Source organism: Janthinobacterium sp. Ant5-2-1 (assembly GCF_001445815.1).
Lineage (GTDB): Bacteria > Pseudomonadota > Gammaproteobacteria > Burkholderiales > Burkholderiaceae_D > Janthinobacterium > Janthinobacterium lividum_E.
In genome coordinates, this window is the sequence record NZ_LNCE01000054.1 from 10,484 (window position 1) to 36,372 (window position 25,889).

General features: G+C 61.3%; 18 protein-coding genes and 1 pseudogene. 11 read left to right on the forward strand and 8 right to left on the reverse strand.

The window, feature by feature from the left end; genetic code table 11:
* The first annotated feature begins 191 nt into the window (after positions 1-191).
* From ASN89_RS17880 to ASN89_RS17895, 4 genes are all read left to right on the forward strand, one after another.
* A complete protein-coding gene (locus ASN89_RS17880; protein ID WP_046685494.1) occupies positions 192-3,602 on the forward strand; it encodes a TonB-dependent receptor in 3,411 nt (1,136 codons plus the stop codon).
* Between the two features lie 112 nt (positions 3,603-3,714).
* A complete protein-coding gene (locus ASN89_RS17885; protein WP_058050221.1) occupies positions 3,715-5,412 on the forward strand; it encodes a bifunctional metallophosphatase/5'-nucleotidase in 1,698 nt (565 codons plus the stop codon).
* Positions 5,413-5,430: 18 nt separating this feature from the next.
* The gene (locus ASN89_RS17890) at positions 5,431-6,660 is read left to right on the forward strand and encodes a phospholipase D-like domain-containing protein (RefSeq protein ID WP_058050222.1); all 1,230 of its coding nucleotides are present in this window, start codon (positions 5,431-5,433) and stop codon (positions 6,658-6,660) included.
* Positions 6,661-6,662: 2 nt separating this feature from the next.
* Entirely contained in the window at positions 6,663-7,733 is a 1,071-nt protein-coding gene (locus ASN89_RS17895) for a S1/P1 nuclease (protein ID WP_058050223.1), read from the forward strand.
* Between the two features lie 36 nt (positions 7,734-7,769).
* On the opposite strand, the gene ASN89_RS17900 is transcribed toward ASN89_RS17895, so the two are convergent.
* Complete coding sequence (locus ASN89_RS17900) at positions 7,770-8,534, reverse strand: DeoR/GlpR family DNA-binding transcription regulator (RefSeq protein WP_046685490.1); 765 nt, start codon at positions 8,532-8,534, stop codon at positions 7,770-7,772.
* Positions 8,535-8,609: 75 nt separating this feature from the next.
* Here ASN89_RS17900 and ASN89_RS29525 point away from each other — a divergent pair.
* A pseudogene (locus ASN89_RS29525) lies at positions 8,610-9,194 on the forward strand (NUDIX domain-containing protein); the annotation flags it as partial.
* Between the two features lie 421 nt (positions 9,195-9,615).
* Here the strand turns inward: ASN89_RS29525 and ASN89_RS17910 are convergent.
* From ASN89_RS17910 to ASN89_RS17945, 7 genes are all read right to left on the reverse strand, one after another.
* Complete coding sequence (locus ASN89_RS17910; RefSeq protein WP_034754516.1) at positions 9,616-10,587, reverse strand: ABC transporter permease; 972 nt, start codon at positions 10,585-10,587, stop codon at positions 9,616-9,618.
* Between the two features lie 4 nt (positions 10,588-10,591).
* Positions 10,592-11,671, reverse strand: a complete 1,080-nt coding sequence (locus tag ASN89_RS17915; protein WP_034754518.1) for an ABC transporter permease — start codon at positions 11,669-11,671, stop codon at positions 10,592-10,594.
* The gene (locus ASN89_RS17920; RefSeq protein ID WP_058050225.1) at positions 11,668-13,197 is read right to left on the reverse strand and encodes an ABC transporter ATP-binding protein; all 1,530 of its coding nucleotides are present in this window, start codon (positions 13,195-13,197) and stop codon (positions 11,668-11,670) included. The genes ASN89_RS17915 and ASN89_RS17920 overlap by 4 nt, the downstream gene beginning before the upstream one ends.
* 81 nt (positions 13,198-13,278) lie before the next feature.
* Positions 13,279-14,274, reverse strand: a complete 996-nt coding sequence (locus ASN89_RS17925; protein ID WP_046685486.1) for a BMP family lipoprotein — start codon at positions 14,272-14,274, stop codon at positions 13,279-13,281.
* A gap of 503 nt (positions 14,275-14,777) precedes the next feature.
* Complete coding sequence (locus tag ASN89_RS17935) at positions 14,778-15,680, reverse strand: LysR family transcriptional regulator (RefSeq protein WP_034754538.1); 903 nt, start codon at positions 15,678-15,680, stop codon at positions 14,778-14,780.
* Positions 15,681-15,765: 85 nt separating this feature from the next.
* The gene (locus ASN89_RS17940) at positions 15,766-16,695 is read right to left on the reverse strand and encodes a pseudouridine-5'-phosphate glycosidase (protein ID WP_058050227.1); all 930 of its coding nucleotides are present in this window, start codon (positions 16,693-16,695) and stop codon (positions 15,766-15,768) included.
* A gap of 3 nt (positions 16,696-16,698) precedes the next feature.
* Positions 16,699-17,856, reverse strand: a complete 1,158-nt coding sequence (locus tag ASN89_RS17945) for a carbohydrate kinase (protein WP_058050237.1) — start codon at positions 17,854-17,856, stop codon at positions 16,699-16,701.
* Between the two features lie 522 nt (positions 17,857-18,378).
* On the opposite strand from ASN89_RS17945, the gene xapA reads away from it, so the two are divergent.
* The 6 genes from xapA to ASN89_RS17975 all read left to right on the forward strand — a co-directional run bounded on the left by xapA (position 18,379) and on the right by ASN89_RS17975 (position 25,889).
* Positions 18,379-19,218 carry a xanthosine phosphorylase gene (xapA, locus tag ASN89_RS17950; protein WP_058050228.1) on the forward strand — a complete coding sequence of 280 codons (840 nt, stop codon included), beginning with the start codon at positions 18,379-18,381 and terminating at the stop codon, positions 19,216-19,218.
* Between the two features lie 120 nt (positions 19,219-19,338).
* A complete protein-coding gene (locus ASN89_RS17955; RefSeq protein ID WP_058050229.1) occupies positions 19,339-20,532 on the forward strand; it encodes a phosphopentomutase in 1,194 nt (397 codons plus the stop codon).
* On the forward strand, positions 20,529-21,488 hold the full coding sequence (deoC, locus tag ASN89_RS17960; RefSeq protein WP_046685481.1) for a deoxyribose-phosphate aldolase: 960 nt from the start codon (positions 20,529-20,531) through the stop codon (positions 21,486-21,488). Before ASN89_RS17955 ends, deoC begins: the two co-directional genes overlap by 4 nt.
* A 12-nt stretch (positions 21,489-21,500) precedes the next feature.
* A complete protein-coding gene (locus tag ASN89_RS17965; protein ID WP_414842518.1) occupies positions 21,501-23,882 on the forward strand; it encodes an aldehyde dehydrogenase family protein in 2,382 nt (793 codons plus the stop codon).
* 170 nt (positions 23,883-24,052) lie between these two features.
* On the forward strand, positions 24,053-25,375 hold the full coding sequence (gene deoA, locus ASN89_RS17970) for a thymidine phosphorylase (RefSeq protein ID WP_058050231.1): 1,323 nt from the start codon (positions 24,053-24,055) through the stop codon (positions 25,373-25,375).
* Positions 25,376-25,481: 106 nt separating this feature from the next.
* The gene (locus ASN89_RS17975) at positions 25,482-25,889 is read left to right on the forward strand and encodes a cytidine deaminase (RefSeq protein WP_034754695.1); all 408 of its coding nucleotides are present in this window, start codon (positions 25,482-25,484) and stop codon (positions 25,887-25,889) included.

Below are 25,889 nucleotides of genomic sequence, written 5' to 3' on the forward strand. Positions count from 1 at the left end.
TGGATAGGAATAGTTGTGATGTGTGGAGCGGCGTTTTGAGATGGTCTTGTCAGGACCGCAGCCAGTCCAGCCGGCGTAACAGTTGCAGCATCGTAAAGAGGAAATGTTGTGTTTGTGTTGCTGTGCGGCGCAGCCGGACGGTGGGGCAATCCAGGATTTTCAAAAAATAATAGTCTTTTCTGGGGTTAAAGATGATCAATCACAAGCGACTTCGGCTGACGCAAATCGCGTTAAGCCTGTCTATTGCACTGGCAGCGGCACCATCGTTCGCACAGAACACTACGTCTTCCATTGGCGGCCGTATCTCGGCCACTGACGGCAAGCCGGCAGCTGGCGCGCAAGTCAATATCGTTCACGTTGAGTCCGGTTCGGCCAGCAACGTGACCACCGATGCAGAAGGCCGTTATGTTGCACGCGGCCTGCGCGCTGGCGGTCCTTACACCATTACCATTACCAAGAATGGCGTGGTTGAAAAACGCGAAGGCGTATATATCGCCCTGGCGGAAACAGCCAACGTCGACGCCACGCTGGGCTCCGACATGCAAGTGGTGAAAGTCAGCACCAATGCCATCCGCAACCAGGTGTTTAACCGTAACAACATGGGTGCCGGCACCAATATCGGCCCTACCGAACTGGCTACCCAGGCATCGATCTCGCGCAGCCTGCAAGACTATGCCCGCGCCGACCCACGCTTGTCGCAAACCGACAAAGAGCGCGGCGAAATCTCCGTTGCCGGTCAAAACTCGCGCTACAACTCGATGACGATTGACGGCGTGGCCGTAAACGACACGTTCGGCCTGGAAGCGTCCGGTACGGCTACTGGCAAACAACCGATCTCGATCGAAGCGATCCAGTCGGTGCAAGTTAACGTTGCCAACTATGACGTTACCCAAAAAGGCTACACCGGTGCGAACGTCAACGCTGTAACCAAATCGGGCACCAACAAGGTCAAGGGCAGTGTCTACTACGCTTTCCGTAACGACACCATGTCGGGCGACCGTTACAACAGCACCGACGATACTTATTACGCACCGCCAAAATCGAAAGACACCACCAAGGGTATTACCCTGGGCGGCCCGCTGATCGAAGACAAGCTGTTCCTGTTTGCCAACTACGAAAAAACCACCAGCTCGCGCGGCGCGCCAGCATTCGGTCCTGTCGGCAGCGCACAGACCAACGTTGCCATTACCCAAGGCGCCATCGATAGCGCGGTTGCTATTGCCAAGGACAAATACGGTATCGATGCCGGTACTTCGGCAGTTCCTGCAGGTTCCGAATTCACGGCGACGGAAAAGTTGCTCAAGCTGGACTGGAATCTGACCGACACCCAGCGCATGATGCTGCGTTACACCAAGACTGAACAGTCCGAGCCGATTTACACCGGTTTTTCCGGCACTGGCTTGTCGCTGAGCTCGTACTGGTATGACCAGAACAAGAGCCTGGAAACCCTGGTTGGTCAATGGACCGCCGAGTGGACCCCGACCTTCTCGACCGAAGTCAAAGTGTCGTCGCGCGACTACGACAGCGTACCGCGCAACAACGCTTATCTGCCGGCAATCGGCCTGCAGTTCAGCGGCGCGCTGCCAGCTGGCGCACCTTCGAGCCTGGCTACCGGCAACCGCTTCCTGAACTTTGGTACTGAACAGAGCCGTCAGCGTAACATTCTTGGTACAAAAACCAAGGATTTCTACGCAGCCGGTACATGGTCGCTGGGCGACCATGAAGTCAAGTTCGGCACCGACTACAGCAAGAACGATATCTATAATGCGTTCCTGCAAAACGTCAACGGTAACTACACCTTCGGCTGTATTAACAGCAGCGCCACGTTTGCCTATTCGTTCGGCGCCATCAACTGCGGTTCTGCCACGGCAGCGCAATTGCAGGCAGCCGTGCTGGAAAACTTCAGCCGTGGCCGTCCTAGCTCGTACACCTATCAGGTGCCACAAGCAGGCCGTACGCTGGACGATGCCGTGGCGACGTTCTCGCTGAAAAACATCGGCCTGTTCCTGCAAGATACTTGGGAAGTCAACAAGCAGCTGACGTTGACCGCCGGCCTGCGCATCGACGGCACCCGCATTGGCGAAAAGCCGATCTACAATGCGCGTGCAGCACAGGCAACTGTCGCTCGTACCACGCCTAACGGTCGTCAGACCGGCGGTTTTGGTATCGATAACTCGCATACCATCGACGGCGAAAACCTGTATCAGCCACGTTTTGGCTTCAACTACAAGCTGGAATCGGCGCGTCCGACGCAAATCCGCGGCGGCTTCGGCTTGTTCCAGGGTGCGGCGATGAGCGTCTGGCTGGGCAATCCTTACCAGAATACCGGTATGGCAACCCAGAACATTACCTGCGCTTCGTCGGCCGGCACTTGCCCGACCACCGATGGCTTCTTCAATGCCGATCCAACCAAGCAGCCAACGAGCGTGCCAGCGGTTATCCCGGCAATGAAGGTCGATGCCCTGAGCACGAACCTGGCGCAACCATCGGTATGGAAAGCCAACCTGGCCATCGAACATGAGCTGCCATGGATGGGCCTGATTGTCAGCGCGGAATACCTGCGTTTCCAGACCAAGAGCGCGATTTACTATGAAGAGCTGAACATGGGCGCGCCAACGGCAACCGGTAGCGATGGCCGTCCAATGTACTATGGTCCTAACGCCTACAATACGGCTTGCTGGAATACAAATGGCGCCCTGATCGGCGGCGCCAATTGCAGCGCCTTGACCAAGGCTGGCAGCAATGCCGCCTTCGGCCAGGTGCTGATGGCTAAAAATACCGACAAGGGCGAGTCGAACGTGCTGACCCTGTCGGTGCGCAGCCCGACTCGTGATGGCCTGTCGTGGGGCTCGTCGTACACCTACACCGATGGCACTGAAGTATCGCCGCTGACGTCGTCGACCTCGAGCTCGAACTGGGGCGGCCGTGCCGTCTTCAATCCGAACGAGAATGTTGCGTCGAACTCGAACTATCTGGTCAAGGATCGCTTTACCGCCAACGTCAACTGGCAAAAACGTTTCTTCGGCGAATACAAGACCACGTTCGGTCTGTTCTATGAAGGCCGTAGCGGCAAGCCGTACAGCTGGACCGTCAACAATGACTTGAACGGTGACGGCCTGGCTGGCAACGACCTGATGTACATCCCTAGCGCGCCAGGTTCGGGCGAAGTGGTGTTCTCCGGTGCGACGCCGGCAGCGCGCGCCGCCAACGAGGCAGCGTTCTGGAAAGTGGTCAACGCCAATGGCGATCTGCGTAAAGCCAAAGGTGGCGTAATCGGCCGTAACGAGAGCTTTTCTCCATGGACCAACAGTTTCGACGTGCGCATGAGCCAGGAAGTACCGGGCTTCTTCAAAGGTAACAAAGGCATCATTACCTTCGATATCCTGAACGTTGGTAACCTGCTGAACCGCAAATGGGGCCGCATCAATGAAGTGGGCTTCCAGGGCGCCGGTGGCCAGGTGCGCAGCTTCGTTGACTATGCCGGTATGCAAAACGGCAAGTATGTGTACAACACCCGTCCTGTGGTGGAAAGCCTGGAAACGCGTCAAGTCAAAGGCGAATCGCAATGGGCGCTGCAAGCAACGGTCAAGTACGAGTTCTAATCTCGTCCTTGTCCCGTAGCTTGGCAAACTAAAAAACGGCTGGTGGCGACACCAGCCGTTTTTTTATACACAAGATGGTTTACTCTTTTCCCTTTTCAATAAATATCATTCCATGGCTCACTTCCTACGCACTCCGGTCGCTGCCGCGGCCCTGATCCTGACCCTGTCCGCCTGCAGCAACCTGGCGCCTGCGCCGAGCGGCCAGATTGAAGTGAACCTGGTCGCTTTGAACGATTTTCACGGCAACCTCGAGCGCAGCAAATTCAGCTACACGAGCGCCGCCGATACCGAGCGCAAGACGGTGCAGGCGGGCGGCATCGATACTTTGTCCGGTGCATTGACGGCGTGGCGCCGTGAAGACGCGCAGCTGATCTTTGTCGGCAATGGCGACCTGGTCGGCGCCAGCCCCGCCATGTCGGCGCTGTGGGCGGACGAACCGAGCATCGTGGCCATGAACATGCTGGGCATGAAGGCCAGCTCCGTCGGCAACCATGAATTTGACCAGGGCAAGGCGGAATTGCTGCGCCAGCAGCGCGGCGGCTGCGAGTCCTCGCGCGCCGACAAGGCGTGCAAGTTCACGCCTGACTTCAAGGGCGCCAGCTATACCTATATGGCGGCCAATGTGATCGACACGCAAACGGGCAAGTCCCTGCTGCCCGCCTACCGCATCGAAGAGGCGCATGGCGTCAAGGTGGGCCTGATCGGCGCCGTACTGAAAGATACGCCGTCCGTCGTGACGGCCGCCGGCATTGCCGGCCTGCAGTTTGGCGATGAAGCGGACGCCATCAACGCCACCTTGCCGCAATTGCGCGCACAAGGCGTGGGCGTGTTCGTCGTGCTGCTGCATCAGGGCGGCGAGACGAAGGAAGCCGTCGACCAGCCCGATTGCAGCCACTTGAAGGGCGAAGTGGTCGATGTGGTGAAACGCCTCGACCCGGCGATTCAACTGGTCATCAGCGGCCATTCGCACCAGGGCTATCTGTGCCGTGTCGATGGCCGCCTGGTGACGCAGGCACAGATGGGCGGACACATGCTGACGCGCATCAAGCTCAAGGTCGATCCCGTCAAAAATGCACTGATCGATGCCAGCGCGCAAAACGTCGTCATGCTGCCGGGCATGTATGAGCCGGACCCGGCAGTGGCAGCCTACCTGGAATCGGTCAAGCAGCGCAGCGCGGCGGAACTGTCGCGTCCCGTGGCCGTCATTGCCGTGCCGAACGTGGGCCGCAGCACCAAGGGCAGTGGCGCTTCCCCACTGGGCGACCTGGTGGCCGACAGCACCCTGTTCGGCGCACGCGCCGCCGGGGCGCAAATCGGCCTGATGAATAATGGCGGCATCCGCAAGGACCTGGAGGCGGGCGCCGATCTGATGACCAACGTGGGCCAGAACCAGGCCGTGGTCCCGTTCGGCAATACCTTGATCGTCGTGAGTCTTTCCGGCGCGCAAATCCGCACCTTGCTCGAGCAGCAATGGCCGGGCGAAGAGGCAGGCGAGGGCAATTTGCTGCAAGTATCCGAAGGTTTTAGCTACCGCTGGGACAGCACGCAGCCGCAAGGCCAGCGCGTGCTGCCGGGCAGCATCATGTTGAATGGCATTCCTCTTGAAGACAATCAACAATACCGTGTCGCCGCCAACAGTTTCCTGGCCGGCGGCGGCGACCGATTTACCGTGCTGGCGGCCGGCACGCGCCGCCTCGACACGGGCGTGCGCGACATCGACGCCTTCAGCGACTATCTGATCTCCCGCGCGCGCGCCGGCAAGCCGGCAGGCAGCGTCACGGCGGCGGGCCGCATCGTGCGCGTCAAATAACATTTACCAGGAAAAACCATGCGTCGCTTATTTGTTTCTGTAGTTCTGTCCAGCCTGTTCGCGGGCACTGCCCACGCGGATTTCACCATTCCCGGCTTTGAGCTGGTGCACACGTCGCCCGTGGAAACGAGCTTGACCAATCCCGACTTGCGCGAGCCTGTTGCCGTATGGAGCGAGCTGTTCGATGGTGCAAAGAAAGAGATCGTCATCGCCCAGTTCTATGCCGTCAGCAAGCCGGGCACGGCTTTTGAAAAAGTGCTGGCCAGCCTGACGGCCGCCGGCCAGCGCGGCGTAAAAATCCGCTTCCTGCTGGACCAGAAGGGCGTGGGCCTGTCGGAAGCGGCCACCATCGCGCAGATCAAGGCGATTCCCAACCTGGACTTGCGCCTGATCGATTTCAACAAGGTGACGGGCAACGGCATCGTGCACGCGAAATACCTGGCCGTCGATGGGCAGGTGGCGTACATCGGCAGCCAGAATTTCGACTGGCGCTCGTTCGAGCACATCCATGAGACGGGCTTGAAAATCACGGAAGCCGCCATGGTTGGCCGGGTGCAGGCGATTTTCGAACAGGATTGGCAAGCCCAGGCATTGACGTCGCAGGGCAGCCGCGCCACGGTGCTCAACAGCAAGGTGGTGCCCGCCAACTACGCGCAGAACGCTTTCCTGCTGGCCAGCCCGAATGCCTACAACCCGGCCGGCGTGGGCGACTCGGAAACGGGTTTGCCCGCCTTGCTGGCGCAAGCGCAAAACGAAGTGCGCATCCAGTTGCTCGACTACGCGCCGCTGTCGTATGGCCCGAACCGCACCCGTCCGTATTACGCCGTGATCGACAACGCCGTGCGCGCGGCCGCGCAGCGTGGCGTGAAAATCAAGCTGATGGTATCAAGCTGGAATACGGAAGCGCCGGCCATTGCCTACCTGAAAAGCCTGGCCCTGTTGCCGAACGTGGAAATTCGCATCGTGACGATTCCTGCGGCATCGACGGGCTTCATTCCGTTTGCGCGCGTGATCCACAGCAAGACCATGACCATCGACGGCAAGCTGGCCTGGATCGGCACGAGCAACTGGGCGGGCGGCTATTTTGACCTGTCGCGCAACCTGGAAGTAGTGCTGCGCAATGAACAGATGGCGCAACGCATCGCCGCGCTGCATGAGCAGACGTGGAGTTCGGCGTATGCGCAGCCTATCGATATCAACAAGCAGTATCCGAAGCCGGCCAAGGCCACGCCGCAAGGCAAGGAGTGAACATGCAAAAACTGTTGAGCGTGCTGGCGCTGGGCGCAGCTTTTGCCTCCAGCAATGTGCTGGCCTGGGGCAACGACGGCCACCGTGCCGTGGGCGCCATCGCCGATCAATTGCTCAAGGGTAGCGCGGCGCAGGCGCAAGTGGCGAAATTGCTGCTGCCTGGCGAAAGCCTGGAAAAGATCGCCAACTGGCCCGATTGCGTGAAGGGCACGTATTGCGGCCCGCAATCGCCGGAAATGCTGAGCTATGTGGCGGCGAACCCCAAGCATGGCGAATACCACTACACGAATGTGCCGTTCCAGAACGCGCACTACCACGACCATGGCGTGGGCACGGCCGACGACGATATCGTGCAAACGCTCAAGCAGGCGATCCTGGTGTTGCAAGGCAAGGCTGATGCGGCCAGCAATCCGCACGGCTTCAGCCAGCGCGAAGCCTTGATTTTGATCACGCACCTGGTGGGCGATATCCACCAGCCGCTACACGTGGGCAATGCGTTTGTTGGCAAGGATGGCCAGTTTTTCGTGCCCGCCACGCAGGCGCAGATCGACGACGTCACCATTTTCAATGCGCGCGGCGGCAACGATTTGCTGCTCGACGATGCGAAGATGACGGCACTGTCCGATGCCGTGATCCCGGCGCAGCTGCCGGACGACGATGGCACGGCCAAGCCGGCAGGCAGCTATCCGAAGTCGCCCACCAAGCCCCTGCATTCGTATTGGGATACCACCGTGGTCGATTACGCCATGCGCCGCCTGAGCACGCGCACGCCGCAGCAGTTCGCCCGCACCGTGATCGCCAGCCAGCCACAAGTGAGCGGCAACACCGGTGACCCTGCCACCTGGCCGTATCAGTGGGCCGATGCCTCGTTGGCGGCCTCAAAAATTGCTTTCACGGACGTGGTGGCCGGTCCGGCCACGCAGCAGACGAGCCGCAAGGGCGAAGTCTACAACGTCTGGAGCTTGAACGTGCCGGACAATTATCCCGTGCCCAGCTCGGCGCTGGCGAAGCAGCAGCTGATCGAGGGCGGCTATCACCTGGCGGCCGTGCTGCAGGCGATCTGGCCGCAGTAACGATGTCATTCGAAAGCGGCCTGCGGGCCGCTTTTTTTATGCCAGGGTGACGCCAATTCCCATTTCGCGGTAGGGCGCCACCAGGGCGTCGTCCACGTCGCGGTGCACGATGATGTCGTTGACCTGGCTCAAGGGCGCAATCTGGAACGGCGAAGCTGTATTGAACTTTTCCGGCGAGGCCAGCACGACGGTACGGGCCGACGCGTCGCTGAGCGCGCGTTTTACGCACGCTTCTTCATAATCCCCGGTGGTGATGCCCGCTTGCGGATGCAGGCTGGACACGCCCATGAAGTACAGGTCTGCGCGGATGCGGCCGATGGCTTCCACGGTGGCCGCGCCGACGCCCACGATCGAGTGCTTGTACAAACGCCCGCCCAGCATCAGCACCTCGATGCCTGGGTGATTCACCAGTTCGATGGCAATCGATGGGCTGTGCGTGACGATGGTGGCGCGCAACTCGCGCGGCAGCTGGCGCGCCAGTTGCACGGCGGTCGTGCCGCCGTCGAGAAATACCACTTGCCCCGTTTGTATCATGGCGCCCGCCGCACGGCCGATGGCGGGCTTGGCTTCCGGCGAAAGCTGTTCGCGGGCCGCAAACGGCGCCAGCGCGGGCGAACTCGGCAGCAAGGGCAGGGCGCCGCCGTGCACCCGCTCCAATAACCCTTCCTTTGCCAGCTCGCGCAGGTCGCGCCGTATGGTGTCTTCCGACAAGCCCAGGGCATCGCTGACTGCCTTGGCGACGATCTGTCCTTCGCGCTGGAGCAAGTCCAGCAGATATTGTTTGCGTTGATGTGTTAGCACGGTTTTTCTTGTATTTTCTTGATATTGCACGAGTTTGCATGATAAAGTCGAAAAAGACAAGCACAAGGAGACGACATGCACAAAGAAAATAGCAAACAGGAACGGGTCCGCATCCAGGACGTGCAAACCCTGTCGCACGACTGGTATCTGCTGCAAAAAACCACGTTCGACTACCTGCGCCATGATGGCCGGTGGCAGACGCAGACGCGGGAAACCTATGACCGTGGCGACGGGGCCACCATCCTGCTCTACAATAAAATCAAGCGCACGGTGATCCTGATCCGCCAGTTCCGCTTTCCCACCTATCGCGCAGGCCACGATGGTTTCCTCATCGAATCAGCGGCCGGCTTGCTGGAAGAGGCCAGTGCGGAGCAGCGCATCCGTGCCGAGGTGGAAGAGGAAACCGGTTACCGGGTGGGACAGGTGCACAAGGTCTTCGAAGCCTTCATGAGCCCCGGCTCTGTGACGGAGCGCCTGCATTTCTTTGTTGCCGAATACGATCCCGCCAGCCGCATCGGCGATGGCGGCGGCCTGGTACACGAAGGCGAAGATATCGAAGTGCTGGAATTATCGCTGGCGCAGGCCATGCGCATGGTCGCCGATGGGCGCATCTGCGACGGCAAGACCATCATGCTGCTGCAGCATGCGCAGCTGCAACTGATGCCGGTCAAACAAGGCATGCAGATCCTCGTTGCCGGCCCGTATCGCTCCGGCACGGGCGACGATCCCGCCCTGATGGCGGCGAATGTGGCGGCCATGGAAGCCGTCTGCCTGCCGCTGTATGCCAAGGGGCACATGCCCGTGCTCGGTGAATGGCTGGCCTTGCCAATGCTGGCGCTGGCCGGTTCTGAACAAGTAGGCGACAGCGTCTACGAAGCAATGTTTCATACGCATGCGAAGCGCTTGCTCAGCCATTGCGATGCCGTGCTGCGCATTGGCGGCGCGTCCCAGGGGGCCGACCAGATGGTGGAAGTGGCGCGCAGCCTGGGTCTTGCCGTGTTTTTCTCGCTGGACGAGATTGCTCAGGCATAAAAAAAGCGAAGCCCGCAGGCTTCGCTTTTTTGTCTGCGCTCGCTGAAACTTAGCGCGATTTGACGAAGGGGATACCGATAGCCTTCGGCGCGATGGATTTCGCCATCAAGCCCGCCAGCACGATCACGGTGACGACGTACGGCACCATCTGGATCAGCGAGCCGGGGATGCGGCCCACGACGGGCAAGTCCACGCCTTCGATCTGGATCTGGATGGCGGCGAAGAAGCCGAACATCAGACAGCCGAGGAAGGTGTAGACGGGACGCCAGTTGCCGAACACCATGGCCGTCAAGGCCAGGTAGCCGGCGCCGGCCGACATGTCGCGCAGGAAGAAGCCGCTTTGCACGATGGCCAGATACGCGCCCGAGAACGAACACAGGATGCCGGCCACCAGCATGGCCAGGTAGCGCGTCGCTTCCACGCTCACGCCGGCCGAGTCGGCCGCATGCGGATTTTCACCGCAGGCGCGCAGGCGCAGGCCGAAGCGCGTGTGGTACAGCAGCCAGTGCACGAGCGGGATCAGCAGGAAGGCCACGTAGACGAGGATGGAATGGCCGCCGATCAGATGGGCATACACCCAGCCGATGAAGGGGATGTGCTCCACGTATTGCGTGCCCGGCAAGACCACGTCGAACAGCCGCGCCGAACCGAGGTCGGGCGTGCGGCCGCCTTGCTGGAAGAAGAATTGCGCCAGTACGAACGTCAGTCCGCTCATGGCGATGTTGATCGCCATGCCGGCCACCAGCTGGTTGCCCTTTTGCGTGATGCTGACGTAGGCCTGCAGCAGGGCCAGGGCCACGCAGACGAGCATGCCGGCAGCCATGCCGTAATACGGGTTTTGCGTCGTATAGGCCACGGCGGCGGAAGCAAACGCGCTGGCCAGGATCTTGCCTTCCAGGCCGATGTCGATCATGCCACTGCGTTCGGCAAACAGGCCGGCCATGGCGGCAAAGATCAGGACGGGCGCATTGCGCACGGTCGATACCAGGATGCTGGCGAATTGAAAGTCGTCGAGTGTCATGGTGTTAGCCTTTGGTGCGCTTGAGCAGGGCGGAAATGGCCGGTGCGTAGAAGTTTTCCATGGCGCCGCAGAACAGGATGATCAAGCCCTGGATGAAAATGAACGTTTCGGTCGGGATATTCGGTTTTTCCAGCGACAAGTCGAAACCGCCCTGGATCAGCGCGCCGAACAGCACGGCCGACAGGAAGATGCCGACCGGATGCTGGCGGCCCATCAGGGCGATGGCGATGCCGATGAAGCCGGCGCCGCCGACGAAGTTCAGCGACAAATAATGCGTCGATCCCATGATGGAATTGACGGAACCCAAGCCCGCCAGCGCGCCCGAGATTAGCATGACGATGATGATCATCTTGCTGATCGACACGCCCGCATAGTGGGCCGCATGCTTGTTCAGGCCCGTGGCGCGCAGCTTGAAGCCCCACGACGAGCGCCACACCATCACGCCATAGATCACCAGCGCGGCGATCGCCAAAATAAAACTGATGTTCAGCGGCGTGTCGCCCAAGGACGGGAACCAGGTACTTAAGCGCGGCATTTCGCCGCTTTCCGCAAACACGCGGCTGGCCGTGTTCTGCTCGCCCGGCGGAATCAGATACTTCACGATAATGAAGTTCATCAGGCTGGCGGCGATGAAGTTGAACATGATGGTGGTGACGACGATGTGGCTGCCGCGCTTGGCTTGCAGGTAGCCGGGCAGGAAACCCCACAGCGCGCCGAACAGGGCCGCACCGATCATGGCTGCCGGTATCAATAGCCAGGCGGGCAGGGTCTGATCGAAGGCCAGCATGGCGACAGTAAGGCCCAGGCCGCCGATATACATCTGGCCTTCGGAACCGATATTGAACAGGCCGGCCTGCATCGCCACGGAGACTGACAGGCCCGTGAAAATGAAGGTGCTGGCGTAGAACAGGGTGTAGCTCAAGCCTTCCGGATTGAGGATGGCGCTGTGGACGAGGATGGACAGCGATTCGGCCGGGTCTTCGCCCAGCATATAAATCACCAAGGCCGCGACCAGCAAGGCCGACAGCAGGTTTAACATGGGCATGACAAAGGCTGTCGCCCAGCGTGGCAAGTCGTTATTCATGATTTATGCATTCCCCCCATCAACAGACCGATGCGGGTGGTATCGAATTCTTCAATTTTCAGTTCGCCGGTGATGCGTCCGCCGCACATGACGAGGATGCGGTCGGCCAGCGCCCGCACTTCTTCCAGTTCGACGGACACCAGCAGGATCGCCACGCCTGCGTCGCGCAGGGCCAGCAATTGCGTATGGATGCTTTCGATGGTGCCGATGTCGACGCCGCGCGTGGGCTGACCCACCAGCATCAGTTTCGGCTTGGCCAGTACTTCGCGCGCGATCACCACCTTTTGCTGGTTGCCGCCCGACAGCAAGCCGATGCGCAAGTCCGGATTGGCCGGACGCACGTCGAAGGTTTTCAGCAGTTCCGCGCAGCGGGCGCCGATGGCCTTGAAGTTGAACAGGCCCCAGCGGTTTTTCAGGTGGTCCTGGTAACCGAGGATGGTGTTTTGCATGACGGAGAAATTCTTTACCACGCCATCGCGCAAGCGGTCTTCAGGAATGTGGGCGATGCCCAGCTCACGGAAGGCCAGCGGCAAGCCATCGGCATCGTGGCGCTTGGCAAACGGCAAGTCCTTGTCGAGAAAACGCAGCTTGCCCGAGGTGGGCAAACGCATGCCGGACAGAATTTCCAGCAGCTCGCTTTGGCCATTGCCCGACACGCCCGCGATGGCGACGATTTCGCCGGCGCGCAAGTTGAAACCTATGTCGGCCAGCAATTTGACTTGCTGCTCGTCGGCCAGTTGCAGACCGTCCACTTCCAGCACCATGGCGCCCGGATTGTACGGTGCACGCGGCAAATGGCTCTGGATGGGGCGGCCGACCATCATGTTGGCCAGTTCCTCTTTCGAGGTGCCGGCGGTCGCCACGGCGCCGACCACCGTGCCGCCGCGCATGACGGTGACGTTATCGGTGATTTCCAGGATCTCCTGCAGCTTGTGCGTGATCAGGATGATGGTCTTGCCCTGCTCCTTGAACAGGCGCAGGATTTCAAACAGCGACGCTGTTTCCTGGGCCGTCAGCACGGCCGTCGGCTCGTCGAGGATCAGGATATTGGCGCTGCGGTAAATCTGCTTGAGGATTTCCACGCGCTGCTGCGCGCCGACGGACAGGTCTTCGATCTTCGCCAGCGGGTCGACGTCGAGGCGGTAGCGCGCGCAAATCTCGCGCAATTTCGCTTCCGCTTCCGTGCGGTGGCTGGCCAGGCGAAAACCGCCTTCCGTGCCCAGCATGATATTGTCGAGGACGGTGAAGTTCTCGACCAGCATGAAGTGCTGGTGCACCATGCCGATGCCGAGGTTGATCGCTTCCTGGCTGTTGCGGATCGGCTGTACTTTCCCGTCGAGCAGGATTTCTCCGCCGTCGGCACGGTAATACCCGTACAGGATGCTCATCAAGGTCGATTTGCCGGCGCCATTTTCCCCCACCAGGCCATGGATACTGCCCTTGGCGATGGAGAAGCTGACGTCGGCGTTCGCCTTCACATGTCCAAAATGCTTGGAAATGCTGCGAAATTCTACTGCTGGCTGCATAGGTTCATAACTGGATAGTTTCATGGAAACGCGCCGCGCGGAGACTGGCCCCGGCGGCGCGCTAAAAGATACGGAGAAAAATTAAACCGGGCAGCTGCTGCCGACGCGGTAATCGATCACTTTGATCTTGCCATCGATAATGTCCTTACGCGCACCCAACACGCGCTTTTCGATTTCCGGCGTAATCAGCTTGCGGTTGTTCTCATCGAGAGCCCAATCCACGCCGCCTTCTTTCAAGCCTTTATAGCTGACGCCGCCCTTCCAGGTGCCGTTCTTGACTTGCATGAAGCTGTCATAGACCGTGTTGTCGACGCGCTTGACCATCGAGGTCAGGATGCTGCCTGGATACAGATGATTCTGGTTAGAATCGACGCCGATGGCCAGCTTGCCTTTTTCCTTGGCCATTTGCAGCGTGCCCATGCCGCTGCCGCCTGCGACGGCGAAGACGACATCGACGCCGCGCTCGAATTGCGAGCGGGCCAGTTCGCCACCCTTGGCCGGGTCATTCCAGGCGCCGGACGTGGTGCCGACCATGTTTTGCGTGATTTCCGTTTTCGGATTGACGGCCTTCGCGCCTTGCGCGTAGCCGCAGGCGAAGTTGCGGATCAGGGGAATATCGATGCCGCCGATGAAGCCGACTTTCTTGCTCTTGCTGGCCATGGCCGCAGCCACGCCCACCAGGTAGGAGCCTTCTTCTTCCTTGAAGACGACGGAATTGACGTTGCTGCCGGCGGCCTGGCCGTCGATCAGCACGAATTTCACGTTCGGGAATTCCTTGGCGACCTTTTGCACGGCTTGTGTTTGCGCAAAGCCGATGGCGGCGATCATGTCGAGTTTCTTGCGGGCCAGGCCACGCATGACTTGTTCGGCTTGCGTATCGCTCGATGCCTGTACTTCGATGAAGGAAATGCCCGTGTCTTTTTTGAAGCGCGATGCGCCTTCGAAAGCGGATTGGTTGAACGACTTGTCGAACTTGCCGCCCGCGTCATACACGACACCCAGTTTTGGGGTAGCCGCGGACGCTTGAGCAGTCAGAAATACGGCTGCGATCGTCAAACTAAATTGTGTAAGTTTCATGAATTGGCTCCTGGAAGATCGATATTGTATATTTTTTATAGGTGAAACATATAATTTGGGGCCGATTTAGCCTGTTTTTGATGCACGAGGTGATAATTCCTTATCAACATTGCACTGTATTGCACAAGATCATTGCTGACCTCGTCTGCTTTCATGTCGTCAGTGTGATGCTCATGCAACAGTCGCACCCCGTCTCTTTTATAGGTACAACATCGAATAGGGCTGCCGGAGCGGGCTGGGATGCGCCGTCAGTGGACGGGCAGGGCAAGCACGGGACCGGCGCCGCGATGGGCGTCCGAATCACTATGCATCATGCCAGATATGTATGACAAATACGTTTTTGTTTATGTATTTATATGCACTGCATATAAATAGGTTTTAAGAACGCATAACAAAACCGTAGCGAGCGGCAGTGAGTTGTGGTCGAAAAGCGGAACTGTGCGAATGCACAGTGAGCATCGGAGGCCGCGACCCGCGACGCGCAGTAGGTTTTGTTCGCGTTCTCAGGCAGCCGGGGGATTGAGGATATTCAGGAAGGCCCGCACGACGGGTGCGTCGTCCAGCGTCGTGTAGCTGATGTACAGATTCGCTGATGGCGGATTGGTCTTGATGGGCAGAAACACGACACCGGGCCAGCCGATGCGGCTTGTTGTTTCCGGCACCAGGGTCACGCCCAGGCCCGCGCCCACCATGGCCAGCAGGGTTTGCGGCTCGCTCGCTTCCTGGAAAATCACGGGTTCGAAACCGGCGTTGATGCAGCATTGCACCAGGTAGCGGGGAAACGCGGACTTGTCGAGGTTCAGCGTCAGCATGGGCTCTTCGGCGATGTCGATCAGTTCGATGGACGTGTTTTTCGCCAGCGGATGGTGTTCATTGACGGCCACGCAGACGTTTTCGCGGAAGCACAGTTCCTGGCGCAGATTATCGTGACGCAAGTCGTCGTCGTTGAGCTTGGGTTCGCGCCAGAAGCCTACGTCGATCTGCTTGGCGCGCAAGGCTTCGTATTGCACCGTGGGGCCGAATTCATGGATGGTCCAGGTGACGCGGGGAAATTTGGTCTGGAATTCTTCCAGCAGGCTGGGGATAGGGCCCCACATGGCGGAGCCGACGATGCCCACGCGCAAGCGGCCCACTTCGCCGCGGTCGATCTGGCGGATGGTGTCGATGGTCATGCGCATCTTGGCCAGCAGGTCGGCCGCCTCGTTCATCAGCGCCTTGCCCGCCACGGTCAGCTCGAAGGTGCGCGTGGTGCGCGCAAACAGGCGTACGCCCAGTTCGCTTTCCAGTTTCATGATCTGCTGGCTCAGGGGCGGCTGCGAGATATGCAGGCGCTCGGCGGCGCGGCTGAAGCTTTTCTCCTCGGCGACGGCAAGAAAATACTTTAACTGTTTCAGATCGATGGACATGCTTTCCTTGGCGTTGCGTGTTGCTAGGCGATGGAACGGCGCGCGGACCCGTGAAGGTGCGCGCGCTTTCTTTACAGCAGTCCTATTATCGTGCCACGACCGCCTGCATGGCAATGGCCAGCGCCGTGCCGACTTGCGCATTGTGCTTGACCAGCGCGATATTCGTTGCCAGGCTGCGGCCATCCGTCAGCTGCTTGATGCGCGACAGCAGGAATGGCGTGACTTGCTTGCCCTTTACGCCACCCGCGTCCGCTTCCTGCAGCGCTTGCGTCGTGATGGCATCGATTTCTTCCTTCGGCATCGCTTGCGCGGCCGGCACGGGGTTGCTGACGACTACGCCGCCCTTTAAACCCAGTTGCCACTTGGTGCCGATGAAGGCGGCCTGTTCGGCGGCCGTATCGAGGCGGAAATCGGCCTTGAAGCCGCTTTCGCGCGTGAAGAAGGCGGGGAATCCTTCCTGGCCCACGCTGATGACGGGTACGCCATGGGTTTCCAGGTATTCCAGGGTCAGGCCGATGTCGAGGATGGATTTGACGCCCGCGCAGACGACGGCCACCGACGTTTGCGCCAGTTCCTGCAAATCGGCGGAAATGTCGAAGCTCGTTTCCGCGCCACGGTGCACGCCGCCGATGCCGCCCGTGACGAACACGGCAATACCGGCCAGTTCCGCGCAGATCATGGTGGCGGCCACGGTGGTGGCGCCCAGCTTGCCTTGCGACAGGACGAATGGCAGGTCGCGGCGGCTGACCTTCATGGCGTCGGGCGAGGTGCCCAGCAGTTCCAGCTGTTCGGGCGACAGGCCCACGCAGATTTTTCCATCGATGATGGCGATGGTGGCCGGTACGGCGCCGCCGTCACGGATGATCTGTTCCACTTCGCGCGCCATTTCCACGTTTTGCGGATATGGCATGCCGTGCGAAATGATGGTCGATTCCAGCGCCACGATAGCCTTGCCGGCGGCGCGCGCGTCGAGTACTTCTTGCGAGAACAAGAGGAAATTCTGTAATGGGGTCATGGTTCAGTCCTGTTGAAAGAGGGTAGGGGGAGGCGGCGCCAGGTCGGCGTCGTCAATGTTGTCGAGTGCGCCGGCGGAAATCTGGGGGGAGACGGTGGCAGCCGATTCCAGGGTCATGGCGGCCAGCTTCAGGCCGCGCCGGCAGGCCAGTTTCAAATCGCTGCTGTCGTGGTACAGCGACCAGCAGACGGCGGCGGAAAAAGCATCGCCGGCGCCCGTCACGTCGACGGCGTCCACTTCGCGCGCGGCCAGGTGGACGATGGGCGCATCAAGATTGTCGCCATCCGTGAAGTACACGCCTTCGCTACCGCAGGTGACGATCACCTGGCGCACGCCCTGGCGCTGCACTTCGCGGCAGGCGGCGCGCAGGTCCGCTGCCGTGGGCAAGGCCCGCGCCACGCGCGTTTCCAGTTCGCCCCGGTTGAGTATCAGCAAATGCAAGCCCGTCAGGTCTTGCGGCAAGTGCGCCATCTTCGGCTGCGAGACGGCGACGATGACGAGCGGCGTCGCGTGGGCCGCGTCCTGGCGCGCATCGGCCAGCAGGGCCTGCACGCTGTCGTGGCCCAGGTTCAGGTCACAAACGGTGAGGGCTGCGGCGGCGCGCTGCGGCTGGCGGCTGTGCAAAAAGGCGGGAGTCAGCTGTTCGTACAGTTGCATATTGGCCATCGCCAGCAGCATTTCGCCATGTTCGTCGAGCACGGCCGTGTAAGTGCCGCTGCTGGTGTTACTTAAATGCAGGCTGCCGCGCATGTCGATGCCCGCGTCTTCCGCGTGCGTCTGCAGCGCGTGGCCGGCCGCATCGTCGCCCAGCGCCGTCAGCAGGGCCACGGGGATCGACAAGCGGGCCAGGTTTTCCGCGATGTTGCGGCCCACGCCGCCAAATACTTCTTCCGAACGCACGGGATTCGAGGTGCCCATCTGCAAGGTCGCCAGAGTGCGCATCTTGCGGTCGAGGTTGGCGGCGCCGATACACAGCACGGGACGGCTGTCGGGCAGCACATAGGCGCGTCCCAGCAGGCGGCGCTCGCGGATCAATCCGGCGATGTGGCCGGCGACGGCCGAGCGCGACAAGCCCAGCTCGCTCGCCAGGTCTTGCTGCGAGATGAAGGGGTTGTTGCGGATCAGCGTGTACAGCTGGTCTTTTTTATTGGTATCGGTCACTGGGTTTTCGCTGAGGGTTAAACATTTGTCTGGAACTGTAAACATTTGTCTCATCAGTGTCAAGCTCGTGTCAAGTGCATGCGAAAAACCTTCGTATGGAGCTTGTATGCATGCATTTTCCGGGGATGGCGGGCCTGGGCTTGCCTCGACTATAATATCGGCCATTTATATTTGAATTGTATAAATGGGCAAGAAAAATGGTATTTGCCATACATATTCCGTTTGATGCATAGTGGCGGCAAATAGAGGCTATCCCAGTAGGGAGCGTCTTCTGCTGGCAGCGCATCGGGAGCGCGGACAAGGCGTGAGGAGTATGCGTGGCGAGCCACGCGACGACGATCAACGCAGTCCCGCTTCTGAGGGGCGCCAGCAGGGGATGTATTCATCTACTGGGATAGGCTCATTGGCAATACGCATTTCGATATACCTGTAACACCATACATACCCGATACCTGGGCGATACTTTTCGTACACCGTCGCGCAGGCAGCAACCCATCATCATTAGTCAATCAGAGGATAACCATGTCGAACAACACCCCTTTCCACGCCGCCGAAATCATCCGTGCCCGCGCTCCTGAAAATTTCAAGCCGCGCGTGGCGATGATCCTCGGCTCCGGCCTGGGTGTGTTGGCCGAGCAGATGACGGACGCCGTCAGCATCAGCTTTGACGAATTGCCAGGCTTCCCGATCAGCACCGTGCACGGCCATGCGGGCGAACTGGTGATCGGCACCCTGTCGGGCGTCGCCGTCGTTTGCATGAAGGGCCGTGGCCACTTCTACGAAGGCTATGGCATGGGCGTGATGACGAGCGCCATCCGCACCTTGAAACTGCTGGGCTGCGAAATGCTGTTCGTCACCAACGCCGCCGGTTCCCTGCGCCCTGAAGTGGACGCCGGCAGCCTGGTGGCCATCAGCGACCATATCAACCTGCTGCCAGGCACGCCGATGGTCGGCCCGAACGACGACCGCTTCGGCCCGCGCTTCTTCAGCATGGCCAACGCCTACGATGCGGATCTGCGCAATCTGGTCAAGGACACGGCTGCGGCGAACGGCATCACCCTGCACGAAGGCGTGTTCGTCGCCTACCCTGGCCCGAACTTCGAGACGGCCGCTGAAATCCGCATGATGGCCCGTCTGGGCGCCGACACGGTCGGCATGTCGGTGGTGCCGGAAGTGGTGTCGGCCCGTCATTGCGACCTGAAAGTGGTGGGCGTATCGGTGATTACCAACCTGGCCGAAGGCATGTCGCCATTCGCCCTGTCGCACGAACAAACCCTGAAATACGCGGCCATCGGCGCGAAAGACCTGGTCAAGCTGATCCTGGCTTTCCTGGCCACCGTGGCCGCCAAACCGCAAGCCTAAGCACTTTTCTTGACGCAGTAGCGGCGCGCCACTTAGCGGCGCTGCCGCGCGGCAGGCCGGGAAAATCCGGCCTACACTGTTCGCATCATCTTCGCATCACTCCATAAAGCGAGCCTTATCATGTCACGCGCATTTATCCTCCTGCTTGATTCCTTCGGCCTTGGCGCGACGCCAGACGCCGCCAAGTATGGCGACGCAGGTGCCAATACCTTTGGCCACATTGCCAGCACTGTCGCCAAAAGCGGCAAGACCTTGAAACTCCCGAACATGGAACGCCTGGGCCTGGGCGCCGCGGCGCACCTGGCCAGCGGCGAATGGGCCACGGGCTTCGACCGGCGCGACGGTTTTACCGGTGCCTACGGCGCGGCGCGCGAGCGCTCCACCGGCAAGGACACGCAGAGCGGCCACTGGGAAATCGCCGGCGTGCCCGTCGAATTCGACTGGGGATATTTCCCCCGCACGACGCCGTCGTTCCCGGCCGACCTGACCGACAAGCTCAAGGCCCTGTCCGGCGTGCCGGGCTTCCTCGGCGACTGCCATGCCTCGGGCACGGACATCATCAACAAGCATGGCGACGAGCACGTCGCCACCGGCAAGCTGATTATCTATACCTCGGGCGACTCGGTGATGCAGATCGCCGCGCACGAAGAATCGTTCGGCCTCGAGCGCCTGTACGAAGTGTGCGAAATGGCCTTCAAGCTGGTCGAGCCGTACAACATCGGCCGCGTCATCGCCCGTCCGTTCACGGGCAGCAATGGCAACTACACGCGCACGTCCAACCGCCACGACTACGCCGTCGCGCCACCCGCGCCGACCCTGCTCGACCACGTCAAGAATGCGGGCGGCGAAGTCGTCGGCCTGGGCAAGATCAGCGACATTTTCGCTACCCAGGGCATCTCCAGAGTCGTCAAGGGCGTCGACAACATGGCGCTGTTCGAAGCGCTGTTGAAGACGGCCGATGAAGTGCAGGACAAGTCGCTCACCTTCGTGAACTTCGTTGATTTCGACCAGGCGTTCGGCCACCGCCGCAACGTCGAAGGCTATGCCGACGCGCTGCGTGAAATGGATGCGCGCCTGCCGGAATTCATGGCCAAGCTCAAGGAAGGCGACCTGGTCGTGATCACCGCCGACCATGGCTGCGACCCCACCTGGCACGGCTCCGACCACACCCGCGAACACATACCGATGATCTTCTTCGGTCCCGGCGTCGCCCCGCGCGCACTGGGCATTTCCGAGACCTTCTCCGATATTGGCCAAACCCTCGCCAAGCACCTTGGCGTACCACCACTTGCTAATGGAACCAGCTTGTTATGACACTCATGCACCCCGAATTCAAGCGTAACGAGGCCGTTGGCCTCGACCTGGGCTGGATCAACCAGATCCGCGTCAACCGCGCCGCGACAGACCGCCGCGCGGCCAGCCTGGCGAACCGCCGCACCGTGAAAAAGGAATACCAGGCCGCCTGGCTGGTGAAAGCCATCCAGATGATCGACCTGACCACCCTGGGTGGCGACGATACGCCGGGCAGAGTCGAACGCCTGTGCATGAAGGCCATGCGCCCGCTGCGCGCCGACCTGATGGACGCACTGGGCCTGACTGAACTGAGCACCGGCGCCGTGTGCGTGTACCACGAGATGATCCAGCCGGCCGTGAAAGTCATCCAGGGCCGCTTGCCCATCGCAGCCGTGTCGACGGGTTTCCCGGCCGGCCTGACGAGCATGGAAACGAAGCTGCGCGAGATCGAGCTGTCCGTCGCCGCCGGCGCTTCCGAGATCGATATCGTCATCACGCGCCAGCACGTCCTGAACGGCAACTGGCAAGTGCTGTACGACGAAATGCTCGCCTACCGCAAGGCGTGCGGCGAAGCGCACGTGAAGGCGATTCTCGCCACGGGCGACTTGCTGACCATGGAAAACGTGGCCAAGGCGTCGTGGGTCTGCATGATGGCAGGCGCCGATTTCATCAAGACCTCCACCGGTAAAGAGGGCGTGAACGCCACCATTCCCGTGGCCCTGACGATGGTGCGCACGATCCGCGAATACCACGAGCAGACGGGCTTCCAGGTGGGCTTCAAGCCGGCCGGCGGCGTCAGCTCGGCCAAGAGTGCGCTGCAATACCTGACCCTGATGAAGGAAGAACTGGGCAACGAATGGCTGCAGCCGCACCTGTTCCGCATCGGCGCTTCCAGCCTGCTGACCGACATCGAGCGCCAGCTCGAGCACTACGTCACCGGCAGCTACTCGGCCAATCATCGTCACGCACAACCTTAAAGAACAATCGTCATGCCAACAATTAACGAGATTCTCAATACTATGGACTACGGCCCTGCTCCCGAAAGTCAAAAAGAAGCGCAAGCGTGGCTCGATGGCCACCAGCGCACATTCGGTTTGTTCATCGACAATGCCTGGAGCGCGCCGGCGGAGCTGTTCGCCTCGACCAACCCTGCCGACGGCACGCAGTTGGCCGAACTGACGCAAGCCACTGACGCCGACGTGGAGCGTGCCGTCGAAGCCGCGCGCCGCGCGCTGCCTGTATGGCAGGGCATGGGCGGTCACGGCCGCGCGAAAGTCATGTACGCGCTGGCCCGTTTGCTGCAAAAGCACTCGCGCCTGTTCGCCGTGCTGGAAACCCTGGACAACGGCAAGACCATCCGCGAAACGCGCGATATCGACTTGCCGCTGGCTGCGCGTCACTTCTATCATCACGCCGGCTGGGCGCAGCTGCAGTCGGAAGAATTCGCCGACTACCGCGCCGTGGGCGTGGTGGGCCAGATCGTGCCCTGGAATTTCCCGCTGCTGATGCTGTCGTGGAAAATCGCCCCGGCCCTGGCGGCCGGTAACACGGTCGTCTTCAAGCCGGCTGAATTCACGTCGCTGACCGCCATGCTGTTCGCCGAATTGTGCGTGCAGGCGGGCGTGCCGGCCGGCGTCGTCAATATCGTCACCGGCGACGGCCGCGTGGGCTCGGCCATCGTCAACCATCCTGGCGTCGACAAGATCGCGTTTACGGGTTCGACCGAAGTGGGCCGTTTGATCCGTGAAGCGACGGCCGGCAGCGGCAAGAAGCTGTCCCTCGAACTGGGCGGCAAGTCGCCGTTCATCGTCTTTGAAGATGCGGACCTCGATGGCGCCGTGGAAGGCCTGGTCGATTCGATCTGGTTCAACCAGGGACAAGTGTGCTGCGCCGGTTCGCGCCTGCTGGTGCAGGAATCGGTCCAGGAACGCTTCCTGAACAAGGTACGCGCGCGCATGGAAAACCTGCGCCTCGGCTCGCCGCTGGACAAATCGATGGACGTGGGCGCGCTGGTCGACCCCGTGCAGCGCCAGCGCATCGCCGCGCTGGTCGATTCGGCCCGTGCCGAAGGCTGCGACGTGTGGCAACCGGCGTGCGAACTGCCGGCTGACGGTTCGTGGTTCCCGCCGACCCTGATCACGGGCGCGTCGACCTCGGCCGCCGTGGCGCAGGCTGAAATCTTCGGCCCCGTGCTGGTGGCCATGAGCTTCCGCACGCCGCCCGAAGCGGTGCAGCTGGCGAACAACACGGTGTACGGCCTGGCCGCCAGCGTGTGGACCGAGTCGATCAGCCTGGCCCTCGATATCGCTCCCGCCATCAAGGCTGGCGTGGTGTGGATCAACAGCGCGAACCAGTTCGATGCGGCGTGCGGCTTCGGCGGCTACCGCGAATCGGGCTTCGGCCGTGAAGGCGGCCGCGAAGGCATGCTGGAATACATGACGGCCCTGGCCGAAGATGCGCGTCCGGCCCTGCCGGTGGTGGAAGCGAAAGCCAAGGGCAACGTGAAGCCGGCGCCAGCCGATCCGTTCGCCATCGACCGCACGGCCAAGATGTACATCGGCGGCAAGCAGGCGCGCCCCGACAGCGCCTACAGCGCGCCCGTGTTCGGCGCAAACGGCGCCCTGCTGGCCGAAGTGGGCGTGGGCAGCCGCAAGGATATCCGCAACGCCGTCGAAGCGGCACATAAAGCGTCCGGCTGGACCAGCGCCACGGCGCACAACCGCGCGCAAGTGCTGTACTACATCGCAGAGAACCTGGCAGCGCGCGCCGACGAATTCGCCGCCCGCATCGCCGCCATGACGGGCAGTAAAAACCCCGAGAAGGAAGTGCAGGCCTCGATCGAACGCCTGTTCTACTACGCCGCCTGGGCCGACAAGTACGACGGCCTGGCGCACCAGCCGCCAACGAAAGGCATCACCGTGGCGCTGAACGAAGCGGTTGGCGTGATCGGCATCGTCTGCCCGAATGAAGCGCCGTTACTCGGCTTCATTTCGCTGGTGGCGCCGGCCATCGCGCTGGGCAACCGCGTGGTGGTGGTGCCGTCGGAAGCGCATCCGCTCTCCGCGCTGGACCTGTACCAGGTCTTCGATACGTCCGACCTGCCGGGCGGCGTCGTCAACATCATCAGCGGCAACGCCGATGAACTGGCGCGCACCCTGGCCACGCACGCCGACATCGACGCCGTCTGGCGCCATGACGGATCCGCTGACGGTTGCGCTGAAGTCGAGCGCCTGTCGGCCGGCACCCTGAAACGCACCTGGGTCGGCGGCGCCAAGGGCCGCGACTGGTACAGCGCTGCCCAAAGCGGCGGCCGCGCCGTGCTGGCGCATGCGTCGCAAGTGAAAAACGTGTGGATTCCTTACGGCGTCTAAGTTTGTAAAGCAGGATAGTGGGGCCGGTTCTTCCGCGCAGCGATGTGCCGGGGCGCCGGCCCCAAGTTGCTTTCGCCAGCAAGGCGTGTAGGTCGGATTAGCCCGCAGGGCGTAATCCGACAAGGCCGCTGGATCGACATCAGCATTTGAATAGGACATCGGGAGCTATCATGTTTCTAACTCAGGAAATCATTCGCAAGAAGCGCGACAAGGGCGTATTGAGCGCCGAGGAAATCCAGTTTTTCGTGCGTGGCATTACTGACGGCAGCGTCAGCGAAGGGCAGATCGCGGCGCTGGGCATGGCCGTCTATTTCAACGACATGAACATGGACGAGCGCGTGGCGTTCACCCTGGCCATGCGCGATTCCGGCCACGTGCTGGACTGGCGCTCGCTGAACCTGCCTGGCCCCATCGTCGACAAGCATTCGACGGGCGGCGTGGGCGATGTGGTCTCCCTGCTGCTGGGCCCCATGGTCGCCGCGTGCGGCGGCTACGTGCCGATGATCTCGGGCCGCGGCCTGGGCCACACGGGCGGTACCCTGGACAAGTTCGACGCTATTCCCGGCTACTGCACGGTGCCGGACAATGCACTGTTCCGCAAGGTGGTGCAGGATACCGGCGTGGCCATCATCGGCCAGACGGCGCAGCTGGCGCCGGCCGACAAACGCTTCTACAGCATCCGCGACGTCACCGCCACGGTGGAATCGGTGGCCATGATCACTGGCTCCATCCTGTCGAAGAAACTCTCGGCCGGGCTGGACGCGCTGGTGATGGACGTGAAAGTGGGTTCGGGCGCCTTCATGCCGACCTACGACAAGTCGGTGGAGCTGGCCGAAAGCATTGTCGCCGTCGGCAATGGCGCGGGCATGCAGACGTCGGCCATTCTGACGGACATGAACGAGTCGCTGGCGCCGTACGCGGGCAATGCGCTGGAAGTGCGCGGCGCCATGGATTACCTGACGGGCCGTTCGCGTCCCGCGCGCCTGCATGAAGTGACCCTGGCGCTGTGCGCCGAGATGCTGGTGCTGGGCGGCCTGGCCGCCACCGAAGAGGAAGCACGTGTGAAATTGATGGCGGCTCTCGATTCGGGTGAAGCGGCCGAGCGCTTCGCGCGCATGGTGTCGGCCTTGGGCGGCCCGGCCGATCTGGTCGAACATCCGGACAAGCACCTGGAACAGGCGCCGTTCATCGTGCCTGCGCCAGCGCTGTCGGCCGGTTTTGCCAACGTGCGCGATTGCCGCGCCATCGGCCTGGCCGTCGTGGCCCTCGGTGGTGGCCGCCGCCGTCCGACGGACAGCATCGACTTCGCCGTCGGCCTGACGGACCTGGTGGGTCTGGGCGAGCAAGTGGCCGTGGGCCAGCCGCTGGCCATGGTGCACGCGCGCACGGAAGCGGCGGCGCAGCAAGCCGTCAGGGAAATCCAGGAAGCGTATGCCATCAGCGCGGTGGCGTTGACGGCCAATCCCGTGATTTACCGTACCATTCGTCCGTAGTTTACAACTGGGGTCAGACCCCCGTCTGCGATGGCGCCGAGCTGTGCGTTGGCGGTGTTGAGGGTCTGACCCCGACCTTAATGATTTCAAAGGTATGACAGAAAAAATGAACAACCAAGAACTGATCGCCGAAGCCAATGCCGGCCGTGAGCTGGCCTACGCGCCATACTCGCGTTTCAAGGTAGGCGCGGCGCTGCTGTGCAAGGATGGCCGCGTCTTCCGTGGCTGTAACGTGGAAAACGCCGCGTATGGCCTGTGTAACTGCGCCGAGCGCACGGCATTTTTCAGCGCCATCGCGCATGGCTGCAAACCGGGCGACTTCGCCAAGCTGGCGGTGACGGGCGACACGGCTGAACCGATCTCTCCATGCGGCGCCTGCCGCCAGGTGATCTTCGAGATGGGCGGCGCCGATTTGCCGGTCATCCTGACGAACCTGAAAAACGATGTCATGGAAGTGACGGCGGGCTGGCTGCTGCCGCACGGCTTCGGCAATTCCGACCTGGACATGAAGTAA

What these genes read in the sequence shown, in the direction of transcription:
- ASN89_RS17915 (WP_034754518.1), bottom strand. Translation starts at nt 11,671, where the DNA reads ATGAATAACGACTTGCCACGCTGGGCGACAGCCTTTGTCATGCCCATG.
- ASN89_RS17880 (WP_046685494.1), top strand. Translation starts at nt 192, where the DNA reads ATGATCAATCACAAGCGACTTCGGCTGACGCAAATCGCGTTAAGCCTG.
- ASN89_RS17890 (WP_058050222.1), top strand. Translation starts at nt 5,431, where the DNA reads ATGCGTCGCTTATTTGTTTCTGTAGTTCTGTCCAGCCTGTTCGCGGGC.
- ASN89_RS17885 (WP_058050221.1), top strand. Translation starts at nt 3,715, where the DNA reads ATGGCTCACTTCCTACGCACTCCGGTCGCTGCCGCGGCCCTGATCCTG.
- ASN89_RS17910 (WP_034754516.1), bottom strand. Translation starts at nt 10,587, where the DNA reads ATGACACTCGACGACTTTCAATTCGCCAGCATCCTGGTATCGACCGTG.
- ASN89_RS17940 (WP_058050227.1), bottom strand. Translation starts at nt 16,695, where the DNA reads ATGACCCCATTACAGAATTTCCTCTTGTTCTCGCAAGAAGTACTCGAC.
- deoA (WP_058050231.1), top strand. Translation starts at nt 24,053, where the DNA reads ATGTTTCTAACTCAGGAAATCATTCGCAAGAAGCGCGACAAGGGCGTA.
- ASN89_RS17895 (WP_058050223.1), top strand. Translation starts at nt 6,663, where the DNA reads ATGCAAAAACTGTTGAGCGTGCTGGCGCTGGGCGCAGCTTTTGCCTCC.
- ASN89_RS17955 (WP_058050229.1), top strand. Translation starts at nt 19,339, where the DNA reads ATGTCACGCGCATTTATCCTCCTGCTTGATTCCTTCGGCCTTGGCGCG.
- deoC (WP_046685481.1), top strand. Translation starts at nt 20,529, where the DNA reads ATGACACTCATGCACCCCGAATTCAAGCGTAACGAGGCCGTTGGCCTC.
- ASN89_RS17925 (WP_046685486.1), bottom strand. Translation starts at nt 14,274, where the DNA reads ATGAAACTTACACAATTTAGTTTGACGATCGCAGCCGTATTTCTGACT.
- ASN89_RS17935 (WP_034754538.1), bottom strand. Translation starts at nt 15,680, where the DNA reads ATGTCCATCGATCTGAAACAGTTAAAGTATTTTCTTGCCGTCGCCGAG.
- ASN89_RS17920 (WP_058050225.1), bottom strand. Translation starts at nt 13,197, where the DNA reads ATGCAGCCAGCAGTAGAATTTCGCAGCATTTCCAAGCATTTTGGACAT.
- ASN89_RS17975 (WP_034754695.1), top strand. Translation starts at nt 25,482, where the DNA reads ATGAACAACCAAGAACTGATCGCCGAAGCCAATGCCGGCCGTGAGCTG.
- ASN89_RS17965 (WP_414842518.1), top strand. Translation starts at nt 21,501, where the DNA reads ATGCCAACAATTAACGAGATTCTCAATACTATGGACTACGGCCCTGCT.
- xapA (WP_058050228.1), top strand. Translation starts at nt 18,379, where the DNA reads ATGTCGAACAACACCCCTTTCCACGCCGCCGAAATCATCCGTGCCCGC.